At 64.2% G+C, this 17,578-nt stretch carries 20 protein-coding genes; 16 read left to right on the top strand and 4 right to left on the bottom strand.

Features of this window, described 5'->3' with window-relative positions:
• From K8I04_13080 to K8I04_13055, 6 genes are all read left to right on the top strand, one after another.
• Positions 1 to 497, top strand: a 497-nt coding sequence (locus K8I04_13080; GenBank protein ID MBZ0072643.1) for an energy transducer TonB, incomplete at its 5' end; no start/stop codon positions are given.
• A 62-nt stretch (positions 498 to 559) separates the two neighbouring features.
• Complete coding sequence (locus K8I04_13075; GenBank protein MBZ0072642.1) at positions 560 to 1,123, top strand: YqgE/AlgH family protein; 564 nt, start codon at positions 560 to 562, stop codon at positions 1,121 to 1,123.
• Positions 1,116 to 1,577: a Holliday junction resolvase RuvX gene (gene ruvX / locus K8I04_13070; GenBank protein ID MBZ0072641.1), complete on the top strand. Its 462-nt coding sequence runs from the start codon at positions 1,116 to 1,118 to the stop codon at positions 1,575 to 1,577. The genes K8I04_13075 and ruvX overlap by 8 nt, the downstream gene beginning before the upstream one ends.
• A gap of 3 nt (positions 1,578 to 1,580) precedes the next feature.
• Positions 1,581 to 2,087 carry a bifunctional pyr operon transcriptional regulator/uracil phosphoribosyltransferase PyrR gene (gene pyrR / locus K8I04_13065; GenBank protein MBZ0072640.1) on the top strand — a complete coding sequence of 169 codons (507 nt, stop codon included), beginning with the start codon at positions 1,581 to 1,583 and terminating at the stop codon, positions 2,085 to 2,087.
• Positions 2,084 to 3,067 carry an aspartate carbamoyltransferase catalytic subunit gene (locus K8I04_13060; protein MBZ0072639.1) on the top strand — a complete coding sequence of 328 codons (984 nt, stop codon included), beginning with the start codon at positions 2,084 to 2,086 and terminating at the stop codon, positions 3,065 to 3,067. Before pyrR ends, K8I04_13060 begins: the two co-directional genes overlap by 4 nt.
• Positions 3,064 to 4,374 (top strand): dihydroorotase, encoded by a 1,311-nt coding sequence (locus K8I04_13055; GenBank protein MBZ0072638.1) that lies wholly within the window; start codon positions 3,064 to 3,066, stop codon positions 4,372 to 4,374. Before K8I04_13060 ends, K8I04_13055 begins: the two co-directional genes overlap by 4 nt.
• Before the next feature lie 20 nt (positions 4,375 to 4,394).
• Here K8I04_13055 and K8I04_13050 read toward each other — a convergent pair whose 3' ends face one another.
• The gene (locus tag K8I04_13050; protein ID MBZ0072637.1) at positions 4,395 to 5,312 is read right to left on the bottom strand and encodes a LysR family transcriptional regulator; all 918 of its coding nucleotides are present in this window, start codon (positions 5,310 to 5,312) and stop codon (positions 4,395 to 4,397) included.
• Between the two features lie 248 nt (positions 5,313 to 5,560).
• On the opposite strand from K8I04_13050, the gene K8I04_13045 reads away from it, so the two are divergent.
• From K8I04_13045 to K8I04_13030, 4 genes are all read left to right on the top strand, one after another.
• Complete coding sequence (locus tag K8I04_13045) at positions 5,561 to 6,103, top strand: cytochrome b (GenBank protein ID MBZ0072636.1); 543 nt, start codon at positions 5,561 to 5,563, stop codon at positions 6,101 to 6,103.
• A gap of 125 nt (positions 6,104 to 6,228) precedes the next feature.
• Positions 6,229 to 6,807 carry a YceI family protein gene (locus K8I04_13040; GenBank protein ID MBZ0072635.1) on the top strand — a complete coding sequence of 193 codons (579 nt, stop codon included), beginning with the start codon at positions 6,229 to 6,231 and terminating at the stop codon, positions 6,805 to 6,807.
• Between the two features lie 13 nt (positions 6,808 to 6,820).
• Complete coding sequence (locus tag K8I04_13035) at positions 6,821 to 7,666, top strand: pirin family protein (protein MBZ0072634.1); 846 nt, start codon at positions 6,821 to 6,823, stop codon at positions 7,664 to 7,666.
• Between the two features lie 352 nt (positions 7,667 to 8,018).
• Positions 8,019 to 8,909: a dihydroorotate dehydrogenase electron transfer subunit gene (locus tag K8I04_13030; protein ID MBZ0072633.1), complete on the top strand. Its 891-nt coding sequence runs from the start codon at positions 8,019 to 8,021 to the stop codon at positions 8,907 to 8,909.
• Positions 8,910 to 9,310: 401 nt separating this feature from the next.
• Here the strand turns inward: K8I04_13030 and K8I04_13025 are convergent, their stop codons facing one another.
• The gene (locus tag K8I04_13025; protein ID MBZ0072632.1) at positions 9,311 to 10,429 is read right to left on the bottom strand and encodes a PilT/PilU family type 4a pilus ATPase; all 1,119 of its coding nucleotides are present in this window, start codon (positions 10,427 to 10,429) and stop codon (positions 9,311 to 9,313) included.
• Positions 10,430 to 10,460: 31 nt separating this feature from the next.
• Positions 10,461 to 11,498 (bottom strand): type IV pilus twitching motility protein PilT, encoded by a 1,038-nt coding sequence (locus tag K8I04_13020; GenBank protein MBZ0072631.1) that lies wholly within the window; start codon positions 11,496 to 11,498, stop codon positions 10,461 to 10,463.
• Positions 11,499 to 11,740: 242 nt separating this feature from the next.
• Here K8I04_13020 and K8I04_13015 point away from each other — a divergent pair, with 242 nt between their 5' ends.
• From K8I04_13015 to K8I04_12990, 6 genes are all read left to right on the top strand, one after another.
• Positions 11,741 to 12,379 (top strand): YggS family pyridoxal phosphate-dependent enzyme, encoded by a 639-nt coding sequence (locus K8I04_13015; protein ID MBZ0072630.1) that lies wholly within the window; start codon positions 11,741 to 11,743, stop codon positions 12,377 to 12,379.
• 123 nt (positions 12,380 to 12,502) lie between these two features.
• Positions 12,503 to 13,324 carry a pyrroline-5-carboxylate reductase gene (proC, locus tag K8I04_13010; protein ID MBZ0072629.1) on the top strand — a complete coding sequence of 274 codons (822 nt, stop codon included), beginning with the start codon at positions 12,503 to 12,505 and terminating at the stop codon, positions 13,322 to 13,324.
• 1 nt (position 13,325) lies between these two features.
• Positions 13,326 to 13,889 (top strand): YggT family protein, encoded by a 564-nt coding sequence (locus K8I04_13005; GenBank protein ID MBZ0072628.1) that lies wholly within the window; start codon positions 13,326 to 13,328, stop codon positions 13,887 to 13,889.
• 5 nt (positions 13,890 to 13,894) lie between these two features.
• Positions 13,895 to 14,206, top strand: a complete 312-nt coding sequence (locus tag K8I04_13000) for a DUF167 family protein (GenBank protein MBZ0072627.1) — start codon at positions 13,895 to 13,897, stop codon at positions 14,204 to 14,206.
• Between the two features lie 144 nt (positions 14,207 to 14,350).
• Positions 14,351 to 16,339 carry a dynamin family protein gene (locus K8I04_12995; protein MBZ0072626.1) on the top strand — a complete coding sequence of 663 codons (1,989 nt, stop codon included), beginning with the start codon at positions 14,351 to 14,353 and terminating at the stop codon, positions 16,337 to 16,339.
• Positions 16,340 to 16,431: 92 nt separating this feature from the next.
• Entirely contained in the window at positions 16,432 to 16,884 is a 453-nt protein-coding gene (locus tag K8I04_12990) for a DUF4426 domain-containing protein (protein MBZ0072625.1), read from the top strand.
• Here the strand turns inward: K8I04_12990 and K8I04_12985 are convergent.
• Complete coding sequence (locus tag K8I04_12985) at positions 16,874 to 17,560, bottom strand: sulfite exporter TauE/SafE family protein (GenBank protein ID MBZ0072624.1); 687 nt, start codon at positions 17,558 to 17,560, stop codon at positions 16,874 to 16,876. The genes K8I04_12990 and K8I04_12985 overlap by 11 nt on opposite strands.
• Between the last annotated feature and the right edge of the window lie 18 nt (positions 17,561 to 17,578).

The following is a 17,578-nucleotide window of genomic DNA, read 5'->3' as shown; positions in this document are numbered from 1 at the left end:
GGGTGCACACGGCGGAGGCGGCGCCGACGCCGGAGCCGCCCAAACCGGTGTCTGCGGCGGAACTCATCAACCGCAGCCTGGAACTGGCCAACCTCGATGCGCAGCTGCGCCAGGCGCAGCAGGCCTACGCCCAGCGGCCACGCCAGAAATTCATATCGGCGCGTACCCGCGAATTCAAGTATGCCACCTACATGAGTGACTGGGTCGCGAAGGTCGAGCGCGTCGGCAACCTGAATTACCCCGACGAGGCGCGCCGCCAGGGCATCTCCGGCAGCCTGATGCTGCAGGTGTCTCTCAACGTGGACGGCGGGGTGCGCAGCATCCGTATCCTGCACTCCTCCGGACACAAGGTGCTGGACGACGCGGCCGTGCGCATTGTGGAACTGGCCGCGCCCTTCGCTCCCTTGCCACCGGAGATCCGCAAGGAAACCGACATCCTCGATATCACCCGCACCTGGGAGTTCCTCAACCACCAGGGCCTGTCCACCCGGCGCTGAACCCGCCTCCGTCACGCGGCCGACCTTGCGGCCTGCCCCGCGCCTGCCCGATACTAGCGTGCATGGACGCACCCCAGTACCTCACCAACCACTTCCTGATCGCCATGCCGGCGCTGGCAGACCCGAACTTTTTCCACACCGTCACTTTCATCTGCGAGCACGATGCCGACGGCGCCATGGGTCTGATCATCAACCGTCCGCTGGACATGCAACTCGGCGAAATCCTGGCGCACATGGAAGTCGAAGAGATCGATCCCGACACGGCCCGGCACCCTGTGTTTCAGGGGGGGCCGGTCCAGACGGAACGCGGTTTCGTCCTCCACGAGCCGCTGGGCGACTGGGAGGCGACGTTGCAAATCGACGCCACCATCGGCGTGACCGCGTCCCAGGATATCCTGGCCGCCATGGCCGCCGGCCGCGGACCCAGGCGCGCCCTGGTCGCGCTCGGCTATGCCGGCTGGGGCGCCGGGCAGTTGGAGCGGGAAATGGCCGAAAACGCCTGGCTGAGCGGGCCGGCCTCGACCGAGGTCCTGTTCGACACCCCGGTGTCGCGACGTTGGGAGGCCGCCGCCGCCCTGCTGGGCGTGGATCTCAACCTGCTGTCCGGCGACAAGGGGCATGCCTGAGACCGGGCGTGCCGCCGCTGCCGTGACCGCCGCCGCTGCGCCGCAGACGTTGCTGGGGTTCGATTTCGGACAACGCCGCATCGGCGTCGCCGTCGGGCAGCGCATCACCGGCACAGCCACCGCCCTGACGACGCTGACCGCCCGTGACGGTCAGCCGGATTGGACGCAGATCGCGCACCTGCTCGAGACCTGGCGCCCGGACGCCCTGGTGGTGGGCCTGCCGCTACACCTGGACGACACCGCCAGCGAGGTCACACACGCCGCGCAGCGCTTCGCCCGCCGCCTGGAGGGCCGCTTCCATCTGCCGGTGTTCCTGCACGACGAGCGGCTCAGTTCGCACACGGCGGAGCAGTGGTTGCGGGAACATGCTGGTAGACTGCCTGGATCCGGCGCCACCGACCAGGTCGCGGCGCAGGTGATTCTGCAAGATTGGCTGGACAGTCAAGGAGACTGAGGCATGGCGAACACCAACGAGGTCGAGGCGCTGCTGGACATTACCGCCGCCCAGCTGCGCGAGCTGATCAAGTCACGCGGACTCGAGGATCCGGCCATGGTCGGCATCCACACTGGTGGCGTCTGGGTCGCAGAGCGCCTGCACCAGCGCCTCGGCCTGCAGGTGCCGCTCGGCAGCCTGGACATCTCCTTCTACCGCGACGACTTCACCCGCATCGGTATGAATCCCCAGGTTCGGCCGTCGGACCTGCCCTTCGACCTCGACGACCGCAACATCATCCTGGTCGATGACGTGCTCCATACCGGTCGCACCATCCGCGCCGCACTCAACGAACTGTTCGACTATGGCCGGCCGGCGACCATCGTGCTCGCCGTACTGGTCGAACGCAGCGGCCGGGAGCTGCCCATCGAGGCCAACGTCGTCGGCCGCCACATGGAGCTCGGGCCCCGAGAGCATGTCAAACTCACCGGGCCAGGGCCGCTCATTCTGGAGCTGCAGAAACCCGCATGAAGTCCGGTAGCCTGCAAGTAGACGCCCACGGCCGGCTGCGCCACTTTCTGAGCATCGAGGGTCTCGGCCACCAGCTGGTGACGGATATCCTGGACACCGCCGAATCCTTTTCCGGCGTGACCGAACAGACCGTCAAGAAGGTCCCGCTGCTGCGCGGCAAGACCATCGTCAACCTGTTCTTCGAGGCCAGCACCCGTACCCGTACCACCTTCGAGCTGGCAGCCAAGCGCCTGTCGGCCGACGTACTCAACATCAACATCGATGCCTCCAGCGCGATCAAGGGCGAGACCCTGCTCGATACCCTGCGCAACCTGGAGGCCATGCACATCGATATGTTCGTGGTCCGCCATGGCGAGTCGGGTGCGGCACACTTCATCGCCCGGCATGTGGCCCCGCACATCAGCGTCATCAACGCCGGCGATGGTCGTCATGCCCACCCGACACAAGCCATGCTGGACATGTTCACCATCCGCCGTGTGAAAGGGCCGGAGTTCGGCCGACTGCGTGTCGCCATCGTCGGTGACATCCTGCATTCACGCGTGGCGCGCTCGCAGATCCATGCGCTCAACATCCTCAATACGGGCGAAGTACGCGTAGTGGCACCGCGCACCCTGACCCCGGCGGATGCCACGACGCTGGGCGTGCATGTCTTCCACAATCTCGAAGAAGGCATCAAGGATGTGGACGTCATCATGATGCTGCGCCTGCAGCGCGAACGCATGCAGGGCGCCTTGTTACCCAGTGAACACGAATATTTCCGGCTGTTCGGGCTGACCCAGAAGCGTTTGGATCTGGCCCAGCCGGATGTCACGGTGATGCACCCCGGCCCGATCAACCGCGGTGTGGAAATGGATTCACAGGTTGCCGACGGACCGCATTCGGTGATCCTCGAACAGGTCACCCATGGTATCGCCGTGCGCATGGCAATCATGTCCATGGCCATGCGGCAGAAGGTCTCTACCGCGGAAGCCGGCGCATGATTGCGCTGCGCAAACGCGTGGCCTTCGTGATCCGCGGTGGCCGCGTCATCGACCCATCCAACGGTGTGGACCGGACAGCCGACCTGTTCGTGCAGCGCGGCAAGATCGTCGGCATCGACACGGCACCGCCGAACTTCAGCGCCGACGCCGAGATCGATGCACGCGGGCGGATCGTCTGCCCGGGTCTGGTGGAACTCAGCGCGCACCTGCGCGAACCTGGCCAGGAACACAAGGCAACCATCGAATCCGAAACGCGCGCGGCCGCCGCCGGTGGTATCACGACCCTGTGCTGTCCACCGGACACCGACCCCGTCATCGACACGCCCGCCGTCGTGGAATTGATCCGCCAGCGCACCGATCAGGCCGGCTACTCGCGCGTGGTCACCCTGGGTGCCCTCACCCAGGGTCTCGGTGGCGAGCGGCTGAGTGAGGCGGCGGCGCTGCAGCAGGCCGGCTGTTGCGGACTCAGCAACGCACGGCGGCCGATGGCCAATTCGCAGGTCCAGCGGCGCGCCTTCGAATACGCGGCGAGCTTCGGCGCCACCGTATTCATCCATGCCGAGGACCATTGGCTGGTCAACGACGGCTGCGCACACGAGGGCGCCATCACCACGCGCATGGGCCTGCCGGCCATCCCCGCGGCGGCCGAGACCGCCGCCGTCGCCCGCGACCTGGCGCTGGTCGAACACACGGGGGTGCGCACGCATTTCTGTCGGCTGTCCACGGCCCGCGCCGTCCAGATGGTCGCGCGAGCCCAGCACGACGGCCTGCCGGTGACGGCGGATGTCGCCATCCCGTATCTGTTTCTCACCGACATGGACCTCGTCGGCTTCAACGCCCAGTGCCACGTGCAGCCGCCACTGCGTACCATCCGCGACCGCGATGCGCTGCGCGCCGGCTTGGCGCGGGGTACGCTCAGCGCGCTCTGCGCCGACCACCAGCCGCACGAGGCCGATGCCAAGCTCGCACCCTTCCCGTCGACCGAGCCCGGCATCTCCGGCCTCGATACGCTGTTGTCCCTGGCGCTGCGCCTGATCGACGAGAACCTGCTGACGCTGACCGACGTCATCGAACGCCTGACCATCGGCCCGGCGCGCATCCTCGGACTGGAGGCGCAGGGTGTCGGCAGTCTGTCCGTCGGCAAGCGTGCCGATATCGTGGTGATCGATCCGGAGCGCCCCTGGCGGGTGGCAGCCGAGACGCTCCGCAGCGCGGGCCAGAACACCCCGTTCCTGGGTTGGGAATTGAAAGGGCAGGTCACACACACCCTGGTGGGTGGGAAACTGGTGTTCCAGCGCGACGCCTGAGCGTCATGGACTGACGCGGCCTACACCGGCAGATCGCGGTCCCAGTACGGCACGCCCGCGAAGCGTTCGGCCAGAAACTTCACGAAGGCACGCACCCGCTGTGACAGGTGGCGGGTCTGTGGGTACAGCGCGTAGGCCGAGATCTCCGCATGCGTGTAGCCCGGCAGCAGTGGCACCAGTTCGCCGCTGCGCAAGGGTTCGTGGACGATGAAGGTCGGCGCCAACAGCACACCCTGTCCGGCGACCGCCGCCCGGCACAGGAAATCCCCATTGTTCGAACGCAGCCGTTCCTGCGCGCGCACCCGGTGCGGCTGATCGTCGGTGCCATGCAATATCCATTGCCTGGGACCCGGCGAGTTGGTGTAGACCAGTTCCTGATGGCTGGCGAGATCGGCGGGCGTCGCCGGGATCCCGTATTCGCGCAGATACGCGGGACTCGCGCACAGCACCAGTCGACTGCTCCACAGCCGGCGCGCGACCAGACTGGAATCCTCCAGCCGCGCGATGCGGATCGCGACATCGATATCCTCGGCCAGCAGGTCCACCTGGCGATCGTTGAAATCCAGATCGAACCGGACCCGCGGGTGATATTGCATGAACTCGGTGATGGCCGGCCCCAGGTGCAGCAGTCCGAACGACAACGGTGCCGCCACCCGCAGCCGCCCCTGCAAGGTGTCGTGCGCCTGCGACACCGCCGCCTCCGCCTCCGCCACGTCCGCGAGGATGCGCTGGGCGCGATCGAAATAACTGCGACCGGTGTCGGTGAGGCTGAGCCGGCGGGTCGTGCGCCGCAGGAGCTGTGCGCCCAAGCGACCCTCCAGCTCGCTGAGGCGGCGGCTGACGGCCGACTTGGCGATACCCAGCTGCCCGGCGGCCGCTGTCAGGCTACCGGCCTCCACCACACGCACGAAGGTCTGCAACTCCTCGAATCGGGCCATATTGTTCTCATTTGCAGAACAGTAAGTTCAGACAATAGCTCTTTATCCCAGGACTGGCAACGTGCAGACTATTCCCCACTGAAACGTCGGGGTAGCGGGAAATTGGCATGTGCACCCCCGGCAACCCGACCGTTCTGCGCGGCGACACCATCCGCCAAGCGCCGCGGCGGATCGGCGAACGGCTGCCCGCAACCGCCGCCGGAGTCGCGCGCGACACAGCCGATATCCAACGCAAGGACCGGACACTCATGCTCAGAAACACCTCGACCGAGTATGGTCTGATCACCATTGCACTGCACTGGTTGGTGGCGGTCGCCACGATCGGTCTGTTCATCCTCGGACTGTGGATGACCGAACTGGACTATTACGATGCCTGGTATAACCGGGGCCCGGAGCTGCACAAGGGCATCGGCATCCTGCTGCTCATCGCCGTGGTGTTGCGGCTGGCGTGGCGGTGGCTGGATCCCATACCCGGGCCGGAACCCACCCATGCGCCGTGGGAACGGCGGCTGGGCCGCATCACGCACGCAGCGCTGTACCTGTTGTTGATCACCATGATGATTGCCGGCTATCTGATCTCCACCGCCGACGGCCGTCCTATCGACGTCTTCGGCCTGTTCAGCGCACCGGCGCTGATCAGCGGCCTGGACAATCAGGAGGACATTGCCGGCGAGATCCACGAACTGCTTGCCTACGCACTCATCGGACTGGCCGCACTGCACGCGCTGGCCGCCCTGAAACACCATTTCATCGACCGCGACCGCACGCTCGGACGCATGCTCGGCCGCTGAACCACTGACCTGGAACCAAGCGTTTCCGTAGCTATTTTTCCAAGACACCGGCGTACGTAAACGCCATTCGTGACTGAGCTGATTTTCGGGTCCATTTTTTTACATATGTCTTTAAGGAGCACACCATGCACAAACGATCCCTGCCCGCTCTCGCACTCGCCGCCGCCCTGTCACTGCCGGCATTCGCGCCGGCCGCCGAGTACGTGTTCGACACCGAAGGGGCGCACATCTTCATCCAGTTCCGTATCCAGCACCTCGGCTACAGCTGGCTGTACGGCCGCTTCAACGACTTTGATGGCAAATTCACGTATGACGAGGAGAACCCGGCGGCCAACAAGGTGGAGGTCGTCATCAACACCGCGAGTATCGACTCCAATCACGCCGAACGCGACAAGCATCTGCGTGGCAAGGATTTCCTGGATGTGAGGAAATTCCCGCAGGCACGCTTCGTCAGCACCGGCTTCGAGACCAAGGGCGACGGCCAGGCGCTGCTGAGCGGCGATTTCACCTTGCACGGCGTGACCCGCCCGATCGTGATCGACGTCGAACGCATCGGCCAGGGTGACGATCCGTGGGGCGGCTATCGCGCCGGTTTCTTCGGCACGACCACGCTCAAGCTCGCCGATTTCGGCATCACCCGCGATCTCGGTCCGGCCTCGCAGGAAGTGGAATTGATGCTGTCCGTGGAAGGCATTCGCCAATAGGTGGGGAGGTTTTATGGAAGCGCGTGGCATCACCCGGCTGATAGACGCCCATGAGGTCACCGAGGGCGCGGGTGTCACGGTGCATCGCACCCTGGGCACGCCCGCACTGCGCAACCTGGACCCGTTCCTGCTGCTGGACCACTTCTCCAGCGACGACCCGGACGACTATATCGCCGGCTTCCCGGATCACCCGCACCGGGGCTTCATCACCCTGACCTACATGCTCGACGGCCATATGCTGCACCGTGACAGCATGGGCAGCGAGGGTGATCTGCGCACCGGTGGCGCGCAGTGGATGAAGGCGGCCAGTGGGGTGATCCACTCCGAGATGCCGCGTCAGGTCGAGGGGCTGATGCGTGGCTTCCAGCTCTGGATCAATCTGCCGGCGGCCCGCAAGATGGACGCGCCCGCTTATCAGGACATCGCGCCCGAGGCGATCCCGGTGCACGACGCGCCGGGGGTGCGGGTGCATGTGCTGGCCGGCACGCATGCCGGCGTGCGCGGGCCGATCGACGATCCGGTCACCCACCTGCAGTACCTCGATGTGGAACTGGCGCCGGGCACGCCGTTCCTCCACAAGGGCACGACGGATGCCGACCACAACGCATTCGTCTATGTCTTCGAGGGCGATACGGCGATCGCGGGGCAGGCGGTCCCGCGACATCACCTCGCGGTGCTCGGCCCAGGCGAGCGCCTGGAGGTGACGGCCGGCGGCGATGGCGCACGGCTCATCCTGGTCAGCGGCCGCCCCATCGGCGAACCCATCGTCCAGTATGGCCCCTTCGTCATGAACACCCGCGAGGAGATCGAACAGGCCCTGGCGGATTATCGTGATGGGCGGCTGGTGAGGGGAGAGTGAGGCGTTAGGCGTTAGGCGTTAGGCGTTAGGCGTTAGGCGTTAGGCGTGAGGCGTGAGGCGTGAGGCGTAAAAGACAAACCCTCTTTTAGCCACGGAAGCACACGGAAATACACGGAAATACACGGAAAAGGATTATTGAAAAATCCCAGCAAGCAAGCTGCGCGGTTGCTACCTGGGCTTTTACATTCCTAATTTTCCGTGTTCTTCCGTGTATTTCCGTGTGCTTCCGTGGCCAAGAAGGTTTTACTCCTCACGCCTAACGCCTAACGCCTAACGCCTAACGCCTGTCGCCGTCTCCACCGCAATCTGCTACCTTGTGCCCCGCACCGCGACACCCGGATATTTGACCCGCATGACCAGCCCAGCTGCCTCCCTCCCGCACCGCGGCACCATCTTCGTTGAGGACGCCAAGATCCTCTCCCACCAGGCCTGTGCCGGCGACCAGCACGTCCTGCGCGTGCTGGCGCCACGGTGTGCCGCCAAGGCCCGGCCCGGCAGCTTTGTACATATTACCTGCGCACCGGAACTCCCCATGCGCCGTCCGTTATCGATCATGCGCGTCGATCCTGGGGCCGGCTGGGTGGAATTCCTGTACAAGGTCGTCGGCCGGGGCACACGCCTGCTGGCACAGCGCCAGACCGGCGAGCTCATCAGCGTGATGGGGCCGATCGGAAAACCGTTCCAGCCGCGCCATGACCGGCCGCGTGCACTGCTGCTGGGTGGCGGCGTGGGTATACCGCCGATGATATTCCTCGCCGAGCACCTCAAGACGGACCGGAGCCGCCAACCACTGGTATTGATGGGCTCGGAGGTACCGTTCCCGTTCCAGGCACAACCCTCTCGCATCCTCGTACCCGGCGCACCCGAAGGGGTCATCGCCGCCATGCCACTGCTCGAGGATTGGGGTGTCCCCTCCCGCCTGGCCAGCCTGCAGGGCTACCCTGGTTGCTTCGAAGGCTATATCACCGATCTCGCCCGTGCCTGGCTCAGCGGCCTGAGTGCGGCGCAACGCGAGGAAGTGGAAATCTTCGCCTGCGGCCCGCACCCCATGCTCGCTGCCACCGCGCAACTTGCGCGCGAATTCGCCCTGCCCTGTCAGATGTCACTGGAGGAATTCATGGCCTGTGCCGTCGGTGGCTGTGCCGGCTGCACGGTGCTCGTGGAGACGGAAAAAGGTCCGGCGATGCAGCGCGTGTGCGTGGATGGGCCGGTATTCGATGCGCGGCAGGTGTTCCCGGGCTGATGTTGTGCGTGGGGGTGAGGCGTGAGGGAAAACCCTTTATGGCCACGGAAACACACGGAACAACACGGAAAAATGCTTATGGCCTTCGCAGGAGCACCACTCCTGGTGCGATTGGTTTGGGCCGCCGCCCCCATGATCGCGGCAGGAATGCCGCTCCTACAGGTGCCGAGCAGGTTTTCGTAGGAGCGCCATTCCTGGCGCGATGGCTTGGGTGCTCGTCGTGCGCATGAATCGCGGCAGGACTGCCGCCCCTACAGCGCCCCGATACATCCAGGCATTGCTCCCCTCGCATGGGAATCAGGATATTCCTGATTTTCCAGTAATCGATTTTTCCGTGTTGTTCCGTGTGTTTCCGTGGCCATAAAGGGTTTTCAGAATTAGTTAGGGGCCCAGGCCGCGCGTCAGTGGGGATCCTGCAGGGATATGCCGGCCATCGTATCGGCGAGTTTTCTGGGGTCCTCCTCATCCAGCTTGATCATAAGCCGCACCTCGTTGGCCGAATCGGCGTGCCGGATCGCGTCCTCGTAGCGGATCTCGCCCGCTTTGTAGAGTTCGAACAGGGCCAGATCGAAGGTCTTCATACCCTGCTGCACGGAACGCTGCATCAGCTCCTTCAGTCTGTGTATCTCGCCGTTACGGATGTGCTCGGCGACCAGGGGCGTGTTGATGAGTACCTCCACGGCGGCACGGCGACCCTCGCCACCGGCACGGACGATCAGTTGCTGCGCCACAATGGCCTTGAGATTCAACGACAGGTCCATCAACAACTGCTCCCGCCGGTCTTCCGGGAAGAAATTGATGATCCGGTCGAGTGCCTGATTGGCATTATTGGCATGCAGCGTCGTCAGGCACAGGTGACCGGTCTCGGCGAAGGCGATGGCGTAATCCATGGTCTCGCGGGTGCGGACCTCACCGATCAGGATCACATCGGGGGCCTGGCGCAGCGTGTTCTTGAGGCCGACCTCGTAGGACTCCGTATCCAGCCCGACTTCACGCTGGGTCACGATACAGCCAGCGTGCTGGTGGATGAATTCAATCGGGTCCTCCAAGGTAACGATATGGCCAGCGCTGTTCTGGTTGCGGTATCCAATCACCGCCGCCAGTGAGGTGGACTTGCCGGTTCCGGTGGCACCGACGAAGAGCACCAGCCCCCGCTGGGCCATCGCCAGGCTTTTGATGATGGGTGGCAGATTCAGAGACTCCAGCGTCGGGATCTGCCGCTCGATGCGACGCAGCACCATGCCCACGTCATTACGCTGATAGAAGGCACTGACACGGAAGCGCCCCAGCCCCGGTTCGCTGATGGCGAAATTGCATTCATGGGTACGGGCGAACTCGTCGCGCTGGCTGGCCGACATCACTGAATGGACGAGATCCCGCGACTGTACCGACGACAGCGTCTCTTCCGACACGCGCGTGATACTGCCATCGAGCTTGATGGTCGGGGGCAGGCCCGCCGTGATGAAGAGATCGGAGGCCTTCTGGCTTACCATCAGCTTCAGCAGGGAAGTCATGTCCATGGCATCACCCCGTCACCCACGCCCCGTGCGGTTAACGGAAGATATCCTTGTTGGCCGCCTTACTGCGCGCATCCGCCTTGGAGACGATGCCTTTCTGCACGATCTCCTGCAGATTCTGATCCAGGGTCTGCATCCCGTACTGCTGACCGGTCTGGATGGCGGAATACATCTGCGCAACCTTGTCTTCGCGGATCAGGTTACGGATGGCCGGCGTCCCGATCATGATCTCATGTGCCGCCACCCGTCCACCGCCGGTCCTCTTCAGCAGCGTCTGGGAAATGACGGCACGCAACGACTCGGACAGCATCGAACGCACCATGGATTTCTCCGCCGCGGGGAAGACGTCGATGATACGGTCGATGGTCTTGGCGGCCGAGCTGGTATGCAGGGTACCAAATACCAGGTGGCCGGTTTCGGCCGCGGTCAGGGCCAGGCGGATGGTTTCCAGATCGCGCATCTCACCCACCAGGACGATATCCGGATCTTCACGCAGCGCAGAACGCAGTGCCTCGGAGAACCCCAGGGTGTCGCGGTGTACCTCACGCTGGTTGATGAGGCACTTCTTGGACTCATGGACGAACTCGATCGGGTCCTCGATGGTCAGAATGTGCTCGAAACGTGTCTCGTTGACGTGATCCATCATCGCCGCGAGCGTCGTCGACTTGCCCGAGCCCGTCGGGCCGGTCACCAGCACGATGCCACGCGGCTGGTCGGCGATGTCCTTGAACACCGCCGGACACTTGAGATCCTCCAGGCTGAGAATCTTGGACGGAATGGTGCGGAACACCCCGCCGGCACCGCGATTATGGTTGAAGGCGTTGACGCGGAAACGTGCCAGATTGGGGATCTCGAAGGAGAAATCGGTTTCCAGGAATTCCTCGTAGTCCTTGCGCTGCTTGTCGTTCATGATGTCGTAGATGAGCGCATGCACCGCCTTGTGGTCCAGCGCCGGGACGTTGATACGACGGATGTCGCCGTCGACCCGGATCATGGGCGGCAACCCGGCCGAGAGATGTAGGTCGGAGGCGTTGTTCTTCACGCCGAAGGCGAGCAATTCTGCGATATCCATTCGTGACCCCTGGACTGAAGTTGTTCTTGACCTGGATTTCCGGACTGGCCAACCTGAGGGCCGACCGTCGGACTCATTAGATAGCGTCAGCGGCCCCGAACCCTTGACCCCCCGAGGTTGAACGGAAGCCGTGCTGTGGATTGCGGCGCACCCAGTGTGAACCCGGCTACAACCCGACGAAAAGTATAGTGATACCAACAGACGACATCCCGGTGCGGCTGCAGGCGGTGCGGAGGCGGATTATGGCAGCTGCGGACACCGCTGGACGGACACCAGAGGAAATCCAGCTGCTGGCGGTCAGCAAGGGCGCCTCCGCAGAGGCATTGGAGGCAGCCCTGGATGCGGGCCAGCGTTGTTTCGGGGAATCCTACCTGAGCGAGGCCCTGGACAAGATCACGGTGTTGGAGGGTCGCGGCTGCGTCTGGCATTTCATCGGTCCGGTACAGTCCAACAAGACGCGGAAGATCGCCGAGCACTTCGACTGGGTACACAGCATAGACCGTCTGAAGATCGCCGTACGTCTGAGTGCCCAGCGCCCGGACCGGCTCCCGCCACTGAATATCTGCCTGGAGGTGAACATCAGCGGCGCGGCCAGCAAGGCCGGGCTGCGTCCCGAGGACGTCCCGGAAACGGCCATGGTGGTCGCCCGGCTGCCACGGCTGCGGCTGCGCGGGCTGATGGCCATACCAACGCCCAGCCGTGACCCCGTCCGGCAGCATGCCGCCTTCGCCGCCCTGCGCCGCAGCTTCGCATCCCTGAACGCCCGGGGGCTCGGCCTGGACACCCTGTCGATGGGCATGTCGGATGACCTGGAGGCCGCCATCGCCGAGGGTGCAACCATCGTACGGGTCGGCACCGCCATCTTTGGCACGCGGGACTGAACGGTTATAACCCTGGAAAGCGCGGAAGACCGGGATAAGGCGCCCGGGCATGGTGGGGAATGACACGGGTCGTGCGACCTTCTCCACTTTGCACCGCACCCGGTTTGCGGCGAGAATAGGCCCATGACCTTCCCCTTCCTGAGCTTCATCGGTGGCGGCAACATGGCGCGCAGCCTGGTTGGCGGCCTGATCGCCGATCATTGGCCGGTAGACCGCATCCACGTCACGGACCCCAGTGCCGACGCACTGACCCGCCTGGCAGCGTTGGGCGTCGGTACCGGCAGCGACAACACGGCTGCCGTTGCTGCCGCCGATGTGGTAGTGCTGGCGGTGAAACCACAGACCATGGCAGCCGTCGCGCGCGCACTCGCCGGGCCGGTTCAGGCACGCCGCCCCCTGGTCATCTCCATCGCGGCGGGCATCCGCACCGCTGCGCTCGGGCGGTGGCTGGGGGGCGACGTGGCGCTGGTGCGCTGCATGCCCAACACCCCGGCCCTGGTCCAGGGCGGTGCCACGGCCCTGTTCGCCAACATCCAGGTGACCGCAGCACAGCGCGATGTGGCAGAGACCGTTCTGCGCACCGTCGGCCTCACCCTCTGGCTCGACGATGAGGAGCAGATGGATGCCGTCACCGCCTTGTCGGGCAGCGGCCCCGCCTATTTCTTCCTGGTGATCGAGGCCTTGCAGGCAGCGGGTGAGCGTTTGGGGTTGCCCGCGGACAGCGCGCGGCTGCTGACCCTGCAGACCGCCTTCGGCGCGGCCAAGATGGCACTGGGAAGTGACGCGGATGCCGCCACCTTGCGCCGTCATGTCACCTCACCCGGCGGCACCACCGAACGCGCCCTCCAGACCCTGGAGACCGGGGGCATCCGGGACCTGCTCGGCCAGGCCGTCAAGGCGGCCCGTGACCGCTCCCGCGAACTCGCCGACGAGCTGGGCGGCTGACATGGGTCCAGGCTACTTCACCAGTCCGGTTGAGTTTCTCATCAACACGCTGTTCTCCCTCTATGTCCTGGCGCTGATGCTGCGCTTTCTGCTGGCCTGGGTACGGGCGGATTTCTACAACCCGGTGAGCCAGTTCCTGGTAAAGATCACCCATCCTGTCCTGCTGCCCGTGCGCCGCGTCATCCCGTCGATCGGTGGGATCGACATGGCCTCGATTGTGGTGATGCTGCTGGTGCAGATGATCGGCATCGCCCTGATTCTGCTGTTGCGGGGTGGTGGCATCCCGCCCCAGACGCTGATCTTCGTCAGCCTCGCCGAACTCACCGATCTCGCCTTCAAGGTGTTCATCTACGGTATCGTCATTCAGGCCGTCCTCAGCTGGATCAACCCCGGCACCTACAATCCGGTAGTCAACCTGCTGCATGCCTTGACGGAGCCGGTACTGGGCCCGGTGCGCCGCATCCTGCCGCCGATCTCCGGACTCGACCTGTCGCCCGTGGTGGCCATTGTGGCCCTGGAAGTGCTGCGGCGCCTGATCGTGCCGTTGTTCTTCGCACTCGCCTGACGGCCGTGTCCGGCGCTGCCTCCCCGGACTGGTATCGCTGGGACGGGGATGATCTGATCCTGGCCGTGCACATCCAACCCGACGCCCGTCACAACGAGGTTGCCGGCCTGCACGGGGATCGCCTCAAGATACGCATCACGGCACCCCCTGTGGACGGCAAGGCCAACACCCATCTGCGCCATTACCTGGCCGACTGTTTCGGCGTGGCTGCCACGGCCATCGAACTACTGGCCGGAACCGGCGGGCGCCACAAGCGCGTCCGCGTCCGATCACCCCGGAGACTGCTGCCCGGCATGCCCGACCGCCCCGCAACGTGACCCCGATCACAGCTTTCCAGCTCCCCCAGAGCCACTCGTAACTCACTGTTATATCGACTCAAGGAATGTCCGCCCCGGCCGTTAGTCCGGAGAGCACGCAGGCGGCCCGGGCTGCCCTACCCCGGCAAGTGAGGATCGACGTACATGGCTCAGGACCCGTTCAGCCAACGCATGCGGGCGTTCGACACCTGGAAGACGAACGCCCTGAATACGCTACAAGAATTCCAAGAATGGCTCGACGCTCACGAACTCGACGAGGGTGAAAACGACCTGCGCATCTATGCGACGCTCGAGGCCCTGCGCCACGACCGGCTGACCATCGCCTTCGTCGCAGAATTCTCGCGCGGCAAGACCGAACTCATCAACGCCATCTTCTTTGCCAACTACGGCCGCCGACTGCTGCCGTCCGAGGCGGGCCGCACCACCATGTGCCCGAGCGAACTCTTCTTCGACCGCGAGACGCAGCAGTCCTATCTGCGTCTGCTGCCCATTGAGACGCGGCGCGAGGAGAGATCCATCAGCGATTACAAGACCGACCCCCTGCACTGGGTGTCCATGCCACTCGATACCGACTCGCCGGAGCAGATGGCCGAGACACTGCACCAGGTCGTCAAGACCAAGCTCGTGCCCGTTAAGGTTGCGCGTGCGTTGGGTCTGTACGACGAGGCCACCGACCCGCAGTTCAAGAAGACCGGTGAGACTCCCGAACAGGTCGAGATCCCGATGTGGCGCCACGCACTGATCAGCCTGCCGCACCCGTTACTTCAGCAGGGACTCGTGATTCTGGACACACCCGGATTGAATGCACTGGGCAACGAGCCGGAACTGACGGTCACCATGCTGCCGGCGGCCCAGGCCGTACTGTTCGTGCTGGCGGCGGATACGGGTGTGACCCGCTCAGACCTGGACATGTGGGAACACCATGTTCACGGTGGCGGCCAGCACAATAAGAATCTGGTCGTCGCGCTGAACAAGATCGATACCCTGTGGGACGACCTCAAGGACCATAGCGCCGTGCATGCCAGCATTGAAGGCCAGCGCCGCAAGGTCGCGGAGCTCCTGAGCGTGGACGGCGAGCGCGTATTCCCGGTATCGGCACAGAAGGGTCTGGTCGGCAAGGTCCGCGACGACCAGGCGTTACTGGAACGCAGTCGCCTGCCAGACCTGGAGAACTTCCTCGCCGAAGAAGTTCTCCCCAAGAAGCTCGAGGTGGTGCGCGACTACATCCTCAGGGAGATCGGGGAGCTCCAGAACGACACCTATAATCGACTGGACAACCAGGTCCAGCAGATCGGCAAAGAACTGGAAAATCTACGCGCGCTGCGTGGCAAGAACGTCGACGTCATCCAGCATCTGATGAAGAAATCGCGTGAAGAACAGGCCACCTACCTGCGCAACGTCGAAGGCTTCCAATCCAGCCGGCGCGTATTACAGAGCCAGGCGAAACTCATGCTCGACGGCCTCAGCCTGGATGCCTTCGACAAGCTGATCAACAAGACCCGCAAGGACATGACCGGCGCGTGGACCACGCACGGCCTGAAGCGGGCGATGGAGACCTTCTTCGAGGGCGCCCGCGAGACTATGGAGCAGGTGTCGCAGCATGCCGAGCAGACCCGTACGCTGATCCGCGCGACCTATCGTAAATTCCACGAGGAGCATGGCCTGCCGGCGGTGACGCCGAAGGTCTTTTCCGTGGATCAGTACAATATGGACCTGCACCGACTGGCCCTGGAAGGCGAGGCCTTCCGCAATAGTGCGGTCACGACCATGACCGAGCAGGGTTTCCTGATCAAGAAGTTCTTCATCTCGATGGTCAGCCAGGCGCGCAGCATCTTCTTCCGCGCCAATCAGGAGGCCGATGCCTGGTTGAAGGACGTGATGAACCCGTTGGTTCAGCAGATCAAGGATCACAAGCGGGTCATGGAGAAGCGCCTCGATACCCTGCGGCGCATCAGCGAATCGCGCGACACGCTCGAGGCCAAGATCAGTGAACTGGAAAGCACCCGTCGTGACCTGCACAAGGAACTCGAGACCATCGAGCGCCTGCGCACCACCTTGAACGCCCCCCTGCCGACGGACCGCGATGACACGGACGAATCCCTGGCACCCGTCAGCCGTGTGGTCGGCAACTGAGAGGCCAGACGGCACCCACCCGTTGGAGTGACTATTCTCGCCTGACTCTTCGGTCTATAGTTCTACCATCGCCCTGACCGAGGAGAGCCATCATGCGACCTGCCAACCTGTTTCTGAGCGTATTGTATAGCGCCTGCCTGATGCTGGCGGCTACAGGCGCGAATGCGGAGAAATCTCAGGATTTCGGCGACTATGTGGTGCATTTCAATGCACTGAACACCGACCTGCTGTCGCCCAAGGTGGCGACCGAGTACAACATCAAACGCAGCGGGAATCGGGCGATGCTGAATGTGGTGGTATTGCGCAAGGTGCTGGGTGCGACCGGCCAGCCCGTCCCGGCCTCGGTCACCGGCATTGCCACGACCCTCTCCGGCCAGCAGCGCGAGTTGGCACTGCGCGAGATCCGCGAGCCCAATGCCATTTATTACATCGCGGACTTCGGGGTCGATCACGAGGAGACACTGCGTTTCCATCTGAAGGTACGACCCGAGGGTGAGAGCGACACCTTCCAGGTGGAATTCCGCCAGCAGTTCTTCAGTCGCTGAAAAGACGCAGCAGCATCATTACCCCGAACAGCATGACCAGGCCGCCGGCGATACGCCGCGGCCAGGGGCGTTGTACGAAGCGACCCAGACGCGCGGCGGCCACGCCCATCAGCAGCAGCGTGGGCAGCGTGCCGATGCCGAAGCTCAGCAGGAGCAGCGCGCCATCGAGCGCCGAACCGGAAGCCAGTGCCCAGACCAGCACACTGTACACGAGACCGCAGGGCAGCCAGCCCCAGACCAGCCCGACCCCGAAGGCATGCGCCGGGCTCGTCACCGGCAGGAAGCGCCTGCCCAGCGGCTCCAGGCGCCGCCAGAACACGCCGCCCGCACGTTCGATGTGCGCGAGCCCGCGCCACCACCCGGCGAGGTACAGGCCGAGCGCGAGCATGAATAGCCCGGCGAACAACTGCAGCACCATCTGCGCCTGATGGACCGACGTCAGTTTGAAGAGCACACCGCTCAGACCACCCACCAGCGCACCCGCCAGCGTGTAGCTGATGATGCGCCCGAGATTGTAGGCCAGATGATACGGCAACATCGAAATCGCGTTGCGCTGCGCGGCACCAGACACCCCCAGGGTCAGCGCACCAACAATGCCGCCGCACATGGCGACACAGTGCACGCCACCGAACAATCCGACGAGCAGTGCAGACAGCAGGCTGACATCGGTCAGCACGGCACCCCTCCAACGCGG

This window comes from Gammaproteobacteria bacterium (assembly GCA_019911805.1).
GTDB lineage: Bacteria > Pseudomonadota > Gammaproteobacteria > Thiohalobacterales > Thiohalobacteraceae > JAHJQQ01.
This window is presented reverse-complemented; position numbering and strand designations above follow the sequence as displayed.